The organism is Pseudoduganella violaceinigra DSM 15887, assembly GCF_000425385.1.
Taxonomy (GTDB): domain Bacteria; phylum Pseudomonadota; class Gammaproteobacteria; order Burkholderiales; family Burkholderiaceae_D; genus Rugamonas; species Rugamonas violaceinigra.
Map to the genome: position 1 here is coordinate 488,713 of NZ_KE384356.1, position 16,994 is coordinate 505,706.

The following is a 16,994-nucleotide window of genomic DNA, read 5'->3' on the forward strand; positions in this document are numbered from 1 at the left end:
ATGCTGAGCGCTCAACACTATCGCCAGATCCTCGACCTCAGTAGCGACGTGCATTGGATGCTGGACTGCGATAGTGGCCAGCTGCTGTACGTCAGCCCATGCGCCGAAGCGCTGTTCGGCTACCTGCCGGAGCGCGCGCAGCAGGTGGCGGAAAGCCTGATGGGCGAACTGCCTGCGCGGCTGGAAGCCTACACCTCGGGCGATACCACCCGCCGCCACACCGTGCGCGAAGCCGAACTGGCGGGCCGCGACGGCGTGCCGATCCCGGTGGAAATCGAATCGACCCTGGTGCCGGATGTGGAAAGCGGCGCGCTGCGCCTGGTGGGCACGGTGCGCGATATCCGCGAGCGCGCCGAGCGCGAGCGGCAGCAGAAGAAATTCGCATCGATGGTGTCGCACGAATTCCGCACGCCGCTGTCGACCATCGACGGCGCCATCCAGCGCCTGGAGATGACCTCCGCCAACGCCGACGAGAATACCAAAAAGCGCTACCGCAAGATCCAGACGGCGGTCGACCGCCTGCTGGAACTGATCAACGAATACCTGAGCCCGGAGCGCCTGGCCAGCATCGGCCGCAAGCGCCAGGCGGACGAGGTGTCGCCGCAAGCCTTGCTGGAGACGGCGGCCGAGCAGGCGCGCCAGCGCCGCCCTGGCATCAGCGTGCGCGCGGAAGGCTTGCCGCAGTGGATGCGTTGCGATCCGCAAGGCATGCGTTTGTGTCTGGATATACTTTTGGACAATGCGCTCAAATACACCAGCGATAACGTTGCGATAGAATTACATGGCAGGAAAGCCAGCGAAGGCGGGGTGGAGCTGCTCGTCATCGACCATGGCGCCCCCGTTCCGGATGATGAGCTAGGCAAACTCTTCGACAAGGGTTACCGAGGCAAGGCTGCCGCTGGGCATGCCGGTTCCGGCCTCGGCCTTTACATGGCCAGGAATGTTGTCGAGGTCCACGGCGGCACACTGTCTGTGGAAAATTTGCCAGAAAGCGGCAAGAAATTTCGGATTTGGCTCCCGATCGCTGCTTAAGGGTTGCGCAGCCCGTGACCAACCGTGATAATTCTTTGACGCAAGTCCTAAACCCCGGCTTGCGACAGAATGGAAAATGGCGCATCAATGACGCAAATACTGATCGTGGAAGACAACCTGGAATACGCCGAGGAGATGGCGGATTTCCTGGCGGAGCTTGGCCACGTAGTTCACACCACCAATAACGCCCAGGAAATGTGGTCCGCCCTCAGCCAGGGCACCGTGGGCGTGGTCGTGCTCGACCTGGGCCTGCCGGATGAGGATGGTTTCAACGTCATCCCGCGCATGCGCCAGTTGTATCCGCAGATCGGCCTGCTGGTGCTGACCGGCCGCGTGGCTTTCGATTCCCGCATCATGGGTCTGCGCCTGGGCGCCGACCATTACCTGACCAAACCGATCAAATTCCCGGAACTGGCCGCGCATATCGAGGCGCTGGACCGCCGCGTCGGGCCGCAGGAAGCGATTCCCGTGCCGAGCAAGTGGACCCTGCGGGTCTCGGCGCGCCAGCTGGAACTGCAGGGCCAGGCGATTACCCTGACCGAGAAAGAATGCAACTTCCTGCACCTGCTGACGATTAATACCCGTCCCGTGCCGCGCCAGGTGATCGTGGCCGGGATCGGCGGCGACGATCCGGACGCCGGCCGCCGCGTCGACATGCTGGTGTATCGCCTGCGCAAAAAAGCGCGCAGCGGCCTGGGCCAGGATCTGCCCCTGCGTTCGGCCTACGGCGAGGGCTATAGCCTGTCCGCCAGCTTCAATCTTTCCTAATTGGGGACAGAGCGGGGTAAAATAGCGGCCATGGCCCGCTTACCCCGTCTGATCGTCCCGCACCAAGCCCATTACCTCATCCAGCGTGGCCTGCATGGCCAGGAAGTCTTTCGCCATGCGGAGGATTACACCGCCTTTTTAGCCTGGCTGCGCGCCGCCGCGCGCCAGTACAAGGTGGCGGTGCACGCCTATACCCTGTTGCCGGGCGAAGTCCATCTCCTGGTGACGCCCAGCGACGAGGAGGGACTGGGCGGGATGGTGCAGTGGCTGGGGCGCCACTATGTCCCCTATTACAACCAGAAGTACGGCCGTGCCGGCACGCTGTGGGCGGGACGCTATAAGACGGCGGTGGTGGACGCCGACAATTACCTGATGGCCTGTAGCCGCTACATTGAATTGGCGGCGGTGCGCGCCGGGTTGGCCGCAGCCCCGGAGCACTATCCCTGGTCGAGCTATCCGCACCATGCCGGCATCAAGCCGGAAGGCACCGTCACCGACCATCCGGTGTATTGGGCGCTGGGCAATACGCCCTTCCAGCGCGAGGCGGCGTATATCGAATTGGCGGCGCAGGGGCTGCGGGCCACCGACTTGCGCGCCATCGAGGCGGCCGTGCTCAAGGGCTGGCCCCTGGGCTCGGACAAGTACAAGGCGGATTTGCAGAAGAGGATGCAGCGGCAGGTACTGCCGGCGAAGCGCGGGCGGCCGTTCAAACAGAAGCCGCCCGCCGAAGTGTAAAGAATTCCGACACGGCGGCTGCCGTGCCGGAAGCTAGAACCAATTACCAGCCGATATCCTTCAGCAATGGCAGCGTCAGATCCTTTGGCGACACCAGGACGGTGCCCAGGTCAGGATTGATGTTCGGTTCCATCAGCAGGTTGGGCGTCGCGGTCACGTCCCAGTGCGACACGGACGAGCCAGGAGCCAGCGTGGCCGGGCTGTACAGCAACGGACGGCCCGCTTTATCCGCACCGGCAATACGGGCCGCATCGACGCCGAAAGCGATGCTCACGGCACCTGGCGCGCCACGCGAACCATACTTGGCGGCCGCCGCAGCTGCCGCCACCAGGGCTTGGCCGTCGGCCTGGGTAATGCCGGCCGCCGCAATCGTCACGCTCGCATCGGTGCCGCCCGGGGCGATCGCACCCGCCGCGTTGTTGTACAGGATGGCGCCGATCGCGCCGGCGTTCTGTGCATTCTTCACTTTTTGCACAAAGGCACAGGCACCGCGGCTGATCAGGGCAACCTTGCCTTTGACGGCCGTGGCGTTGGCGGCATTGAACGGGTCGCAGCCCGGACCGGTTTCACCCGGCTGGGTGGCCACCACCGCGACCGAACCCCAGGCGCCGGAACTCGGCAGTGGGGCGCCGAAGCTGGCCGTGTTGAAGTCGATTTGCGGCAGCGTGCCGGCCGGGCTGTACTGGTTCAGCACGGGCAGGTGGCGCAGCATGCTGGCGCCAGCCACCGCGTTCGGGCCGGTCCAGGCCAGCTTCAGCGGATTGATCGCGGAAGCCTTGCGCTCGGCGGAAGTCATTTTCAGCCAGCTCTTGCCGCTGGTGTTGTCGTACATGAACTCTTCCCATGGGCTCGGCAGGCCATCTTCGGTATAGGCGGTGAAGTCGGCATTGACGCGTTTACCGCTGCTGGTGCTGGTCAGACCGAGCGAGAAGCCGAGGCCGTGGCCCAGTTCGTGCAGCAGGGTTTCGACGAAGTTCACGTCGGCGCCGGCCTTGCCGTCCAGGCCCAGGTAGAAGGCGCTGCCGGCCAGGCAGTCAGGCTTGCCCAGGTTGATGTTGAACTGGGTCTTGATGTCCGCATCGGCATAGCCGGTGCCGTCGTCGGGCGTGCCTTCGCTCAGGTTGACGCCGGCCAGCTTATTGGCCAGCGCTTGCGGATACCAGATGCCCGGTTTGCCGCCGGCGAAATCGTGCCAGAAGTTATACGCGCCAGCGCTGCCCAGGGTCGCGGAGCCGGCCGTGCAGGTCAGCGGTTCCCAGCCGGCGCTGACCTTGATGGTGACGTTGCTGTCCAGGTTCTTTTCCCAGATATCGGCCACGTAGCGGTAGACGTTATAGCGCTGCTGGCCCAGGGTGGTGCCAGGGTTGCCGCCGACCGGCGCCACTGGGGTGGGATCGTTGAAGCCGACGCCTGGGGCATCGCGGCTGGTGATGACAATCGTCGCTGCCGAGGCGCTAAAGCAGGCCAGTGCGGCGGCGCCGGCGATCAGGGTACGTACAAAACGTGGTGCAATATTCTTGTTGGTCGCCATGGGCTTACTCCGTTACTGGGGTGACGTGCTGGTTGACGTGGCTGTGGCCGGCTTGCGCAGCGGCCTCGGCACCTTCATGCGAATCGGTGCACTGTTTCTCCAGCGTGCCGTCGGCATTACGGACCACGACGGCGGAGCTCATGAATTCGTTCGTCACGCGTGCGCCGGTGGCGCCGGATTTATGGAACTTCAGTTGCGCGCGCGGCGCTGGTGCGGCAACGGCGGCACGCAACATGGTTTTCGCCACGACTTTCGGTTGCAGCGCTGCCAGTTCTTCTGCGGTCGGGGCACGCAGTTTGCCGGTTTCGGCATCGCGTACCACGGTCATCTTGTCTGCGGCTACTTGCTCTGTTTCCATTTCCTGGGCATGCAGCGGCAGTGCCGCGGCGAGTGCCAGACCCAGCATGCACGATTTAATCTTGATAGTCATTACTTTTCCTTTCGATGATGGGTCAGGCGGAGCGCTGGCGGCGACGCGCCGCGATCAGGCCAGCCAGGCCGGCGCCCAGCAACAGCATGGATGCCGGCTCAGGGACCGCAGCGACTTGCACGGAATCGACGCCGATGTAGTTGGCGGTGTCGGACAGTCCGGTGTAATTGATGGCAAAGCGCGCCGTGGCGCCAGCGCCCTGGCTGGCGATGTTGAAGGTGTACTTGGCCCAGCCGTCGGTATTGACCACGAAGGATGGATTCACGGCGAAGTCAGCGATCTTGCTGCCGCCTTTGCTGACACCGAAAGACAGGGTGTCAAAGAAGCCGGCGTCGTTGGCGCCGCGCAGCCACAGCGTAACGACTGCGCCCGTGGCCGTGGTGAATTCGGGGGTAATCAGCCAGTTATTGATGGTGCCGCCGGCTACGCCGCTATTGTAATTGGCCGCAATATAGGAGTTGGCCGCACCTTGCTGGGCGCCGAACAGGCTTTGGTCGCCCTGGTACCAGCTACCCGTAATGCCAATTGGACTGCTGTTGTTGTTCAGCACCCATCCGGTAGCACCGATAGTTGCTACATCATCAAAATTCTGGGAAACCAGAACGCCGGCCTGGCTTGTGGCGGCCGCGCCTAGTAAAGCGAGGGTGCAAAGCGCTTTTTTCATCATGTAAAGCCTCTCTAAGAATCGATTTGTTTTACTTCATGACAATACTTCTACGGCTGGAGCAAGTAAGCAATCTTTATGCCAAGGCAACATGTCATTGATTTGTAATGAATTGTTAATATTGCGTTACGAGAAATGGAAGTATGTGTAAAGAAATCCGACACTTCTCTGGAGATTGGCTGCAAAAACGCACTGCAATGGCGCGGGTATGTAGGCGAACGAGGGAGGAGCTGAGCTGGTGTGCGCTTGGGCTGGCGCCAACAAGGTGCGCACAGGGTGGAAACCGGCCAGATATGGCGGAAAGGTGGCTGAGAGCCGGTGGAGAGGCGGCAGAGAGGTGGCGGAGAGGTGGCGGAGAGGTGGCGGAGAGGTGGCGGAGAGGTGGCGGAGAGGTGGCGGAGAGGCCGCAGAGAAGCGGCACGACAGTATTTTTGCGAAAATACCTCCACTGTGTCCCTATTTAAAATTCTGAGCGACTATCCGGAAATTAATTTGACTCCGACCCTAATTGTTTTTGTTGCGAGTTTTTGTGCATTGCACTACTCTGGATTTTCGTGAGTAAAATTTCAGCGGAGAAATGCATGGAAGCGCAAGGTTTGTATAACCCAGCCAACGAACATGACGCCTGTGGCGTCGGCTTCGTCGCCCATATCAAAGGCAACAAGAGCCATTCGATCGTCGAACAGGGTCTGCTGATCCTGAAGAACCTGGACCACAGGGGCGCGGTTGGCGCGGACAAACTGATGGGCGACGGCGCCGGCATCCTGATCCAGATTCCGGACCAGTTCTACCGCGACGAAATGGCCAAGCAAGGGGTTGAACTGCCGCCACCGGGCGAATACGGTGTCGGCATGGTCTTCCTGCCGAAGGAAAACGCTTCCCGTATCGCCTGCGAACAGGAAATCGAGCGCGCCGTGCGTATCGAAGGCCAGGTTGTGCTGGGCTGGCGCAATGTGCCGATCGATTCGGACATGCCGATGTCACCGCGCGTGCGTGAAAAAGAGCCGGTCATCCGCCAGATCTTCATCGGCCGCGGCCAGGACGTGATGGTGACCGACGCGCTGGAACGCAAGCTGTACGTGATCCGTAAATCGTCCGGCCACGCGATCCAGGCGCTGAAACTCATCCACGGCAAGGAATTCTTCGTGCCGTCCATGTCGGCCCGTACCGTTGTGTACAAAGGCCTGCTGCTGGCCGACCAGGTGGGCGTGTACTACAAGGACCTGCAAGATCCCCGCTGCATCTCGGCGCTGGCGCTGGTGCACCAGCGCTTCTCGACCAACACCTTCCCCGAATGGCCGCTGGCCCACCCTTACCGCCTGATCGCGCACAACGGCGAGATCAACACCGTGAAGGGCAATTTCAACTGGATGCGCGCCCGCGAAGGCGTGATGAAGTCCGCCGTGCTGGGCGAAGACCTGCAGAAGCTGTTCCCGCTGATCTATGAAGGCCAGTCCGACACCGCCTGCTTCGACAATGCGCTGGAACTGCTGCTGATGGCGGGCTATCCGCTGGCGCAGGCGATGATGATGATGATTCCGGAAGCGTGGGAAAACCACACGCTGATGGACGATAACCGCAAAGCTTTTTACGAATACTATGCGTCGATGATGGAACCATGGGACGGCCCGGCCGCCATGGCCTTCACCGACGGCCGCTACATCGGCGGCACCCTGGACCGCAATGGCCTGCGCCCGGCCCGCTACATCGTGACCGACGACGACCTGGTGGTGATGGCGTCCGAATCGGGTGTACTGCCGATTCCCGAATCGAAGATCATCCAGAAATGGCGCCTGCAGCCGGGCAAGATGTTCCTGATCGACCTGGAAGCCGGCCGTATCATCGACGATAAGGAATTGAAGGACACCTACGCCAACGCCAAGCCGTACAAGGCCTGGATCAACGCGGTGCGTATCAAGCTGGGCGAGCTGAAACTGAGCGAAAGCCAGACCGCCGGCAATGTGGCCAAATATGGCCCGGCCAGCGGCGAGAAGCAGAGCGCATCCCTGCTGGACCGCCAGCAGGTGTTCGGCTACACCCAGGAAGACATGCGCTTCATCCTGGCGCCGATGGCGACCGCCGGCGAAGAAGCCGTCGGCTCGATGGGCAATGACTCGCCGCTGGCCGTCACGTCCAACAAACTCAAGCCGCTGTATAACTACTTCAAGCAGCTGTTCGCCCAGGTGACCAACCCACCGATCGACCCGATCCGCGAGGCGATGGTGATGTCGCTGGTGTCCTTCATCGGCCCGAAACCGAACCTGCTGGATACGAACAACGTCAACCCGCCGATGCGCCTTGAAGTGTCGCAGCCGGTGCTCAGCTTCGATGACATGGCGCGCCTGCGCACCATCAGCCAGCACACCGGCGGCAAGTTCAAATCTTATGAGCTGAGCATCTGCTATCCACTGGCCTGGGGCAAGGAAGGCGTCGAAGCCTCGCTGGCGTCGCTGTGCGCGGAAGCGGTGGACGCGGTCAAGTCGGGCCACAACATCCTGATCGTTTCCGACCGCACCGTCGGCCCTGACCGCGTTGCGATCCCGGCCCTGCTGGCAACCTCCACCATCCACCTGCACCTGGTGAGCAAAGGCCTGCGTGCCTCGACCGGCCTGGTGGTGGAAACCGGCTCCGCCCGCGAAACCCACCACTTCGCCCTGCTGGCAGGCTATGGTGCGGAAGCCGTGCATCCTTACCTGGCGATGGAATCGCTGGCCGAACTGGCGCACTCGCTGCCGGGCGACCTGACGCCGGAAACCGCCATCTACAACTACACCAAGGCGGTCGGCAAAGGCTTAATGAAGGTGATGTCGAAGATGGGCATCTCCACCTACATGTCCTACTGCGGCGCGCAGATCTTCGAAGCGGTGGGCCTGAACCGCCAACTGGTCGACAAGTACTTCCGCGGCACCCAGTCGAATGTGGAGGGCATCGGCCTGTTCGAAGTGGCCGAGGAAGGCCTGCGCCTGCACAAGCTGGCCTTCAGCAACGACCCGGTGCTGGCCGACCAGCTCGATGCCGGCGGCGAATACGCTTACCGCGTGCGCGGCGAAGACCACCTGTGGACGCCGGACGCCATCGCCAAGCTGCAGCATTCGACCCGTTCCAACAACTACGCGACCTATAAAGAGTACGCCCAGCTGATCAACGACCAGAGCAAGCGTCACCTGACGCTGCGCGGCCTGTTCGAATTCAGGATCGATCCATCCAAGGCCATTCCGCTGGACGAAGTGGAGCCGGCCAAGGAAATCGTCAAGCGCTTTGCCACCGGCGCCATGTCGCTCGGTTCCATCTCGACCGAGGCGCACGCCACCCTGGCCTTGGCGATGAACCGCATCGGCGGCAAGTCCAACACCGGCGAAGGCGGCGAAGACCCGCGCCGTTACGCCAACGAGCTGAAAGGCATTCCGATCAAGGTCGGCGAAACCCTGGCCTCTGTGCTGGGCAAGGAGCAGGTGGAATCGGACATCCCGCTGCAGGAAGGCGACTCGCTGCGTTCGCGCATCAAGCAGGTGGCATCGGGCCGCTTCGGCGTCACCGCGGAGTACCTGAATTCCGCCGACCAGATCCAGATCAAGATGGCGCAGGGCGCGAAGCCGGGCGAAGGCGGCCAGCTGCCGGGCCACAAGGTGTCGGAATACATTGCCCGGCTGCGCTTCTCGGTGCCGGGCGTGGGCCTGATTTCGCCGCCGCCGCACCACGATATCTATTCGATCGAAGACCTGGCGCAGCTGATCCACGACCTGAAGAACGCCAATCCGCGCGCGTCGATCTCGGTCAAGCTGGTGTCGGAAGTCGGTATCGGCACCGTTGCCGCTGGCGTATCCAAGGCCAAGGCCGACCACATCGTGGTGGCCGGCCATGACGGCGGCACCGGCGCCTCGCCGCTGTCCTCCGTCAAGCATGCCGGCACCCCGTGGGAACTGGGCCTGTCGGAAACCCAGCAAACCCTGGTGCTGAACGGTCTGCGCAGCCGCGTGCGGGTCCAGGCCGACGGCCAGATGCGCACCGGCCGCGACGTCGTGATCGCCGCCCTGCTGGGCGCCGACGAAGTGGGCTTCGCCACCGCACCGCTGGTGGTGGAAGGCTGCATCATGATGCGCAAATGCCACCTGAACACCTGCCCGGTCGGCGTTGCGACCCAGGATCCTGAACTGCGCAAGAAGTTCCAGGGCAAGCCTGAGCATGTGGTGAACTATTTCTTCTTCGTCGCCGAAGAAGCGCGCCAGTTGATGGCGCAACTGGGCATCCGCAGCTTCGAAGAGCTGATCGGCCGCGCCGACCTGCTGGACAAGTCGAAAGCGATCACCCACTGGAAGGCCAAGGGCCTGGACTTCACGAATGTGTTCCACCAGCCGAAGGTGAGCGACGGCATGTCGATCTTCCACAGCGAAGAGCAGGACCACGGCCTGGACAAGGCGCTCGACCTGAAGCTGATCGCACAAGCCAAGCCGGCGCTGGAAAAAGGCGAGCGCGTGTCCTTCATCTCGCCGGTGAAGAACGTCAACCGCACCGTCGGCACCATGCTGTCGGGCGAAGTGGCCAAGAAGTACGGCCACGCCGGCCTGCCGGACGACACCATCCACATCCAGCTGCAAGGCACCGCCGGCCAGTCGGCGGCGGCGTTCCTGGCGGCCGGCATCACGCTGGACCTGGTGGGCGAAGGCAACGACTATGTGGGCAAGGGCCTGTCGGGCGGCCGCATCATCGTGCGCCCGAATACCGAGTTCCGCGGCTGGGCGGTGAATAACATCATTGTCGGCAACACCGTCATGTACGGCGCCGTATCGGGCGAAGCGTTCTTCAACGGCGTGGCCGGCGAGCGTTTCGCGGTGCGCAACTCCGGCGCCACGGCGATCGTGGAAGGCCTGGGCGACCACGGCTGCGAATACATGACCGGCGGCACCGTCGTGGTGCTGGGCGCCACCGGGCGCAATTTCGCCGCCGGCATGTCGGGCGGCATCGCCTACGTGTACGACCCGGATGGCGAATTCCACAGCAAGTGCAATATGTCCATGGTGAGCCTGGAAGAAGTCAGGGCGGCTGCCGACCAGCAGGTCGACAAGGCCACCTGGCACAGCCAGCATCGCGACGGCGAACCGGAAGCCGATGAAACCATCCTCAAGCGCTTGATTGAGCGCCACTTCAAACACACCGGCAGCACGCGCGCGCGCCTGTTGCTCGACAACTGGAACGAAAGCCGTGCCAAGTTCGTCAAAGTGTTCCCGAGCGAGTACAAACGCGCCCTGGTGGAAATGGCAGACAACGCCGCGATCGAAGCGGAAACTCAAGCAATCGCAGCGTAAGAGAGGATCAGTAAAATGGGTAAGATCACCGGTTTCATGGAATTCCAGCGCCAGGAAGAAAGCTATCTGGCTCCCGAGGCACGCCTCAAGAACTACAAAGAATTCGTCATCCACCTGAGCCACGACCAGGCCAAGGTGCAGGGCGCGCGCTGCATGGATTGCGGCATCCCGTTCTGCAATTCGGGCTGCCCGGTCAACAACATCATCCCGGACTGGAATGACCTGGTGTACCGCGGCCACTACCGCGAAGCGTTGAACACGCTGCATTCGACCAACAACTTCCCCGAGTTCACGGGCCGCATTTGCCCGGCGCCTTGCGAGAGCGCCTGTACCCTGGGCATCAACGAGCTGCCGGTCGGGATCAAATCGATTGAGCACAAGATCATCGACGAAGGCTGGGAGCACGGCTGGGTGGTACCGCAGATTGCCGACGTCAAGACCGGCAAAAAAGTCGCGGTCGTCGGCTCCGGCCCGGCCGGACTGGCGGCGGCGCAGCAGCTGGCCCGCGTGGGCCACGATGTGACCGTGTTCGAAAAGGCCGACCGCATCGGCGGCCTGCTGCGCTACGGCATCCCTGACTTCAAGATGGAGAAGTACCACATCGACCGCCGCGTCGAGCAGATGGAAGCGGAAGGCGTGAAGTTCCGCACCTCGGTCCTGATCGGCAAGGACTTCCCTGCCACCGTCGCCAACAGCGCCAAGGAAACCATCTTCCCGGAAGACCTGGAACAGGATTTCGACGCGGTCGTGATGGCCGGCGGTGCGGAAGCGCCGCGCGACCTGCCGGTGCCGGGCCGTGAGCTGAAAGGCGTCCACTTCGCGATGGACTTCCTGCCGCAGCAGAACAAGGTCAACGCCGGCGACAAGATCAAGGACCAGATCAAGGCCAACGGCAAGCACGTGGTCGTGATCGGTGGCGGCGACACCGGTTCCGACTGCGTCGGCACCTCCAACCGCCACGGCGCCGCAAGCGTCACCCAGTTCGAGCTGATGCCGATGCCGCCGGAACAGGAAAACAAGCCGCTGGTCTGGCCTTACTGGCCGACCAAGCTGCGCACCTCTTCTTCGCACGAAGAGGGCTGCGAGCGGGATTGGGCCGTCGCCACCAAGCGCTTCGAGGGCAAGAACGGCAAGGTGGAAAAGCTGATTGCTTGCCGCGTCGAATGGAAGGACGGCAAGATGAGCGAAGTGCCGAACTCGGAATTCGAAATGAAGGCCGACCTGGTGCTGTTGGCCATGGGCTTCGTTTCGCCGGTCCAGCAGGTGCTGGATGCATTCGGCGTTGACAAGGACGCGCGCGGCAACGCCCGCGCCGCGACTGAAGGCGACAGCAGCTACAAGACCAGCAAACCCGGCGTATTCGCAGCCGGCGACATGCGCCGCGGCCAGTCGCTGGTGGTGTGGGCGATCCGCGAAGGCCGCCAGTGCGCGCGCGCGGTGGACGAGTACCTGATGGGCAGCTCGGTGCTGCCGCGCTGATGCGGCATCCGGTCAAGCGCTTCATGCGGGGCGCTTGACGGCTCCCGGTTCAGCCTTGGCGGCGGCGCTGTAGCTCGAATGTAAAGAGGGCGCCTGCCAGTTGGACGAGCAACTCCAGGTACTCGTTGCCGCGTTCTGCGGGCGGTTCACATTCGAAATGCAACTCCCCAGTGCCGCGGGCGACGGGCTTGTCCAGCAAGCATTTTTCCCAGCGGGGTTTAGGCTGCTGCCTGGATCCCTTTTCCGGGTGCTGCATCAGCCGGACCTTGATGATGACCTGGTGCGTCGATTCAAGCGGATCTGCGCGCTGCCCGATGGCCGGACGGAACAGAAGGCGCCCGCGCAGCGGAGCCGTGCCTGAGATTTCCAGCACTGGCCGGCCCGCCAGCCAGCGGCGCCGCAATTCCTGGCAAGTGAAGTAGATCAATCCCAGGCCGGAGACTGGGAACAGCAAGCCAATGATGGCCAATGAGGCGCCGTTTGCCTGCAGGTGCTGCCAGGTCAGGATGCCGAAAGGCCAGCTGAAGATGTTCCAGCACAGCGTGAGCAGGAAAAGTATCAAGTAGCCTTTCGCGCCGTTGATACGGACAGGTCCGCCCTGCTTGAGCCTATCCGCCAGGGGCTTGCTGCGTCCCGGCCGCCAAATGTGGATGATTGCGGCCAGAGCTCCAAATCCTACTGCGGGAAAAAGAATGGCCAATGGCAGTTGCCAGAGCGCGGAGTCCCAGCATAGCGTGCGGTCATAAACGGCCTGCTCAGGATGGTCCGGGTCCAACCAGATATCGACGGGGAGCTGCCGCTGCCGTGCATCTTCCAGGCGATGGCGCAACTGATCCTGGAAGCCGCCCGGAAGTTCCGGCGAGTCGTAATAGCTGGCCCGTCCGCCGGTGAACTGGCGGCCGTTAACGGTGTACTGAAAGCTCGCCTTGGTCCAATAGCTTGGACCTCCTTTTCTGGCGACACGTTTGACCAGCTCCAGCGTTGCGATCTGCGCCGGGACCGCCACATAGGCGCGGGAATTCCACCAGTTCCGGCCTTGCTCAAAGAGCGGATTGAGGCCGGCAAAGAAGCCGATCAGCGGAAAGATGATCGCGAACACCAGCGCGATCAGCGTTAAGGGAATTCTATTCATTGAATTGGGGCCGATAGCATGGCGAGAAAGTCAACGAGCCCCCGCCTCGCTGCCGAAGTGAAGCATGTGCTCGACATGCACCTTGATTTCGCCGTTCAGACCAGCAAGCTCCTTGCGCAACTCGCGCGCCGACTCGTCGCCAATGCCCTCGACGGTAATACAGTGTTCATAGAATCCGCCGCGGCGCGAGATCACCCATTTTTCGACACGCGCTTTGGAACGTTTCAAGGTCGATTCCAATTGCCCGGCAATCGGCTCATTGGCGCCTAGCGAGAGGTGGAATGTGTGCGTCATGCGGAACTGATCGCGCCATGCGCTGATGTCGTGGGACGGGGAGCAGGAACTTTGAGTTTGCATGGTTTCTCCAGAAAGCTTGGCTCGATTCGGAGCAAACCATGTGCGCCCGCTTCGTTGCCGTTAATAGGCCGCATCGCCGTGATGGCTTCCACCTTGCCCGGGAGAGGCAGGTTGGCGTCGGATAAACCGACTCTTGATGCTAATTGGTTGATAACAGAATCTGTGTGAAAAATCCGTTATACAGAACCGTACGTTCAATATAACGGAATTCATCCGAAGCTGCAACTGCCTCAAAAGGACGGGTCCCGCCCTGTTTTCATGCGCAGGTCATGGAATTTTTTTGCGACCAGCTTCGCTGCTTCCAGTTCGGCGGCTTTTTCTGCCGGGCTGAAGCCTTCGGCAAGCGCGACCATCTGCTCGCTACCTTCTGCAAACAATTTGGGGAATTCGGCGTTGGGCCCCTGGATTTCACGCTGAACGATTCCCAATGCAATACTGTAGCGATAAGTGAGGCGCAAATTCCGTTCAAAGAGATCCGAACCGGACCGGTTTTCCCTCATCACGTAAGTGAGGGCGTCCAGGTCGTTTCCATACTCTGCCGCTGAAATCAATTGAGCCTTTGCCAATTCTTTCCACTCCTGGATCAGGGGATCATTTGGGCGCGTCTTGAGGGCGGACGGATCGCCAAACGGCCCTCGCAGGGCAAATATAATGGCAGAGCCCTTGATCCCGGCCTTTGCCGCAATGGCAAGGTAGTCCAGCCGCGAGCGCCAGTCCCGCTCGTCTATGCCCTGGCATCGTTTGATATCTTGTTGTTTCTCTTCCTCGGTCAAGGGCCGATAGCCGGCGAATGCCCCGTGGCCCAGGGTTTCCCTGGATTTCTTTTCGTCGCGAACCAGCCTTTCCGCATTGCTGCTTTCACAGCCTGCCAGGAAAAGATACGCAGTAAACAGCTTTGCTGGCTCGCGGGTCTCCACGAGATCATGGATTTGCCGGCCTAAATTCCTTCCCGCAGGCACGTCTGCCGATGGGAGCTGGGTGGTCTGAGGTGGCGGAGAGGGTTCAGCTTTTCTTGGCGCCACCGCCAACGCATCGCTTTTTCCCTGCACCTTGTCTCCGCCATTTTCCATCCAGACTGTCAGGGCGGCGATGACCGCCGCAACAGATGCCAGACCTACTCCCCGCTTCCAGAGCCGCATTCTCGCTATGCCACTCAAAACTTGGCCGCAATGCTCATGCCGATGCTGCGCGGCGCCAGCCGGTAGCCCTGCACGATCGAGGCCACCTGCGGATGCTGGATCACCTTGTCTTCGTCCAAGGCGTTCTTCACAAAGGCCGTCAGCTGGTAGCGGTCGATGGAAATGCCGGCGCTGAGGTTGACTGTGTGATAGGCCGGGCGGTCATAGTCGGTCTGCTCCGGGTTGAGCGAACCTTTGCTGGCGCCGATCCACTGTACGCCGCCCATCACGAAGGCACTGCGGCCGCCGGACGTGGAGAAGTTGTACTGCGCGTTGACGGTGCCGTTGTACTTCGGTACACCCTGCACTGGCGCGCCTTTCACGGCGCCGACCACGCCGTTGGCGACGCCTTCATCGTTGGACAGTTCGGCTTTCACGTAGCCGCCCGCCGCGCTCAGGGTCAGGCCCGCCATCGGCTTGGCCTTGATGTCGAATTCGAAGCCCTTGCTGGTGGCATTGCCGGCGTTGGCGTTGTAGCTGTAGGCGCAGGTTGGCAGGTAGACGCCTTGCTGGATGTTTTTCCATTTCACGTAGAAGGCATCGGCGTTGACCGCGACCCGGCCTTGCAGGAAGCGCGATTTGCTGCCGACCTCATAGCTCCACAGGCTGTCCGGCGCGTAGGTCGGCGGGCCCGCGGTCAGGCCGTTCGCTTCCAGGTCCTGGCCGCAGGTGGTGGTCGGCACGAACACATTCGAGCCGCCGAGGCGGAAGCCTTTGGCGATGGAACTGTAGACGGTATGGTCGGGCGAGATTTCCCACGTCACGGCGTACTTCGGCGTGAAGGCGTGCGAAGACAGGCTGGTGCTGCTGCTGTTGCCCGCGCCCGCCAGGTACAGGCTGTTGCGCTGGGTCAGTGCGGATTTGCCTTTCAGGTAGCGTGCGCCGATGGTGGCGTGCAGCGCCGGCGAGAAGTAATAATTCACTTCGCCGAAAATCGAGTTTTGCTTTTCGCGGTAGTGGAATTCGCCGGCGAAGGAATTATCGTTCGGGAAGGCGCCGGCGTAGGCGCCCGGCAGCAGGTCGGGATCGGCGCTGGAGAAGCCGAATTTGGTGAAGGTGTCGTTGACGCCGAAAATCGGGTCGTTCTCGTTCAGGTTGGTATGCTGGTTCGAGAAATAGTAGCCGCCTAGCCAGGTCCATGGCGCGCCGCCCGCCTCGTAGGGTTTGGATGCCAGGCGAAATTCCTGCGAAATCTGGCGCACGGCGTTATTCAGGTAGACGGCGGACGGCAGGCCGGCAATCGCGGCGATCAGCTCAGGCGGCGCATTGCCGCCATCGCCGGTCGAGGTCAGGAAGGTCGACAGCGAATAGCTGTTATAGGCCGAGCCGTTCTGCGTGCGGTTGAACTTGCGCTGGAAGTAGCTGGTGCTCGACGTCAGGTCGGCCGCGCCCAGCTCCCAGTTGACGGCCAGATTGGGCGTCAACAGCTTGTCGAGCGACGGCTCGCGCACCTGCTTCTGCGCCTGGTACGGCGGGCGGTCCAGGTTGAAGGCGGCAATATCCTTGGCATCGACGCGCTGATAGTAGACCGACGGCGTGATGGTCAGGTCGCGCGTGGGCGCCCACTTCAGCGCCACGCGCAGCTCCTGGTCGTTGATCTTGTCGATATTGTTGGCCAGCACCTTGCCGTCACCGTCCACCTGGTCGATGAAGCCGCCGGCACGCTGGGCCTGGGCGCCGATGCGCAGCGCCAGTTCGTTCGCCACCAGGGGGAAATTGCCGACCACATTGGTCGAGAAGCTCGGGCTGCCGCCCTTGGTGGAGGCTGCTTCGGCGTAGGCGCTGACTTCGCGTTCTTTCAGGTCCGGCTCGTTCGGCACGAACTTGATGGTGCCGCCCATCGAGCTGGCGCCGTACAGGGTGGCTTGCGGGCCGCGCAGCACTTCCACACGGTCGATGTCGAAGAATTTCGGTTCCACCGTCCCCATGGTGTACAGATTGCCCACGGTCAGCGACACGTCGCCCAGGTAGATGCCGACGGTGGACTGGCCGGCCGCCGAGCTGATGCCGCGGATCTCGATATTGGACGTGCCCGGCCCGGCCCCGCCATTGCCGGTGGCGGCGGTGAAGGAAATATTCGGCACGGCGCGCGTCAGGTCGGTGAAATCGGCCACCTGCTGCGACTGCAGCGCCGCACCGCTGATGGCGGAAATGCTCATGGCCACCTTGTTCGGGTCTTCCTTGCGTTTTTGCGCGGTGACCGTGACCACTTCGATCCTGTCGCCATCGGCCAAGGCCTGGGCCGCGATCGCCGCCAGGGAGCAAGCCAGCACCGTCCGACGAATTTTCATACTTTTTTTCCTTCAAATGAGCCAAAGTTATTAAAATAGCAGGAATATGCTGCCTTGCAGCAGTGAACAAGCGATCAACAAGCGTTTCAATTTG

The 16,994-nt window shown here is 62.0% G+C and carries 12 protein-coding genes and 1 riboswitch; of the genes, 5 read left to right on the forward strand and 7 right to left on the reverse strand.

The window, feature by feature from the left end; all coding sequences use genetic code 11:
* The 3 genes from H597_RS31565 to H597_RS0118930 all read left to right on the forward strand — a co-directional run bounded on the left by H597_RS31565 (position 1) and on the right by H597_RS0118930 (position 2,535).
* Positions 1–1,032 carry a PAS domain-containing sensor histidine kinase gene (locus H597_RS31565; protein ID WP_051293911.1) on the forward strand — a complete coding sequence of 344 codons (1,032 nt, stop codon included), beginning with the start codon at positions 1–3 and terminating at the stop codon, positions 1,030–1,032.
* An 87-nt stretch (positions 1,033–1,119) separates the two neighbouring features.
* Positions 1,120–1,800 (forward strand): response regulator transcription factor, encoded by a 681-nt coding sequence (locus H597_RS0118925; protein ID WP_028103517.1) that lies wholly within the window; start codon positions 1,120–1,122, stop codon positions 1,798–1,800.
* 30 nt (positions 1,801–1,830) lie between these two features.
* Positions 1,831–2,535, forward strand: a complete 705-nt coding sequence (locus H597_RS0118930) for a transposase (protein ID WP_028103518.1) — start codon at positions 1,831–1,833, stop codon at positions 2,533–2,535.
* Positions 2,536–2,578: 43 nt separating this feature from the next.
* Here H597_RS0118930 and H597_RS0118935 read toward each other — a convergent pair whose 3' ends face one another.
* Genes H597_RS0118935 through H597_RS0118945 form a run of 3 tightly spaced genes read right to left on the reverse strand, consistent with a single transcriptional unit; the run spans position 2,579 to position 5,163 of the window.
* Positions 2,579–4,066: a PA domain-containing protein gene (locus H597_RS0118935; RefSeq protein ID WP_051293912.1), complete on the reverse strand. Its 1,488-nt coding sequence runs from the start codon at positions 4,064–4,066 to the stop codon at positions 2,579–2,581.
* Between the two features lie 4 nt (positions 4,067–4,070).
* Complete coding sequence (locus H597_RS0118940; protein ID WP_028103520.1) at positions 4,071–4,496, reverse strand: post-PEP-CTERM-1 domain-containing protein; 426 nt, start codon at positions 4,494–4,496, stop codon at positions 4,071–4,073.
* Positions 4,497–4,518: 22 nt separating this feature from the next.
* Positions 4,519–5,163 carry a choice-of-anchor J family PEP-CTERM protein gene (locus H597_RS0118945; protein WP_083941183.1) on the reverse strand — a complete coding sequence of 215 codons (645 nt, stop codon included), beginning with the start codon at positions 5,161–5,163 and terminating at the stop codon, positions 4,519–4,521.
* A gap of 578 nt (positions 5,164–5,741) precedes the next feature.
* Between H597_RS0118945 and H597_RS0118950 the strand changes: the two genes are divergently transcribed.
* Together H597_RS0118950 and H597_RS0118955 are read left to right on the forward strand one after the other, a co-directional pair.
* On the forward strand, positions 5,742–10,463 hold the full coding sequence (locus H597_RS0118950) for a glutamate synthase-related protein (RefSeq protein ID WP_028103522.1): 4,722 nt from the start codon (positions 5,742–5,744) through the stop codon (positions 10,461–10,463).
* Between the two features lie 15 nt (positions 10,464–10,478).
* Positions 10,479–11,942 carry a glutamate synthase subunit beta gene (locus H597_RS0118955; protein ID WP_028103523.1) on the forward strand — a complete coding sequence of 488 codons (1,464 nt, stop codon included), beginning with the start codon at positions 10,479–10,481 and terminating at the stop codon, positions 11,940–11,942.
* 49 nt (positions 11,943–11,991) lie between these two features.
* Here H597_RS0118955 and H597_RS0118960 read toward each other — a convergent pair whose 3' ends face one another.
* From H597_RS0118960 to H597_RS0118975, 4 genes are all read right to left on the reverse strand, one after another.
* Positions 11,992–13,074, reverse strand: coding sequence for a DUF3592 domain-containing protein (locus H597_RS0118960; RefSeq protein ID WP_028103524.1), 1,083 nt, complete (start codon positions 13,072–13,074; stop codon positions 11,992–11,994).
* 30 nt (positions 13,075–13,104) lie between these two features.
* On the reverse strand, positions 13,105–13,431 hold the full coding sequence (locus H597_RS0118965; protein WP_028103525.1) for a hypothetical protein: 327 nt from the start codon (positions 13,429–13,431) through the stop codon (positions 13,105–13,107).
* A 40-nt stretch (positions 13,432–13,471) separates the two neighbouring features.
* Positions 13,472–13,576, reverse strand: a riboswitch (SAM-I-IV-variant riboswitch).
* Between the two features lie 85 nt (positions 13,577–13,661).
* Positions 13,662–14,570, reverse strand: coding sequence for a hypothetical protein (locus tag H597_RS0118970; protein ID WP_028103526.1), 909 nt, complete (start codon positions 14,568–14,570; stop codon positions 13,662–13,664).
* A 14-nt stretch (positions 14,571–14,584) separates the two neighbouring features.
* Positions 14,585–16,900, reverse strand: coding sequence for a TonB-dependent receptor (locus H597_RS0118975; RefSeq protein ID WP_028103527.1), 2,316 nt, complete (start codon positions 16,898–16,900; stop codon positions 14,585–14,587).
* Between the last annotated feature and the right edge of the window lie 94 nt (positions 16,901–16,994).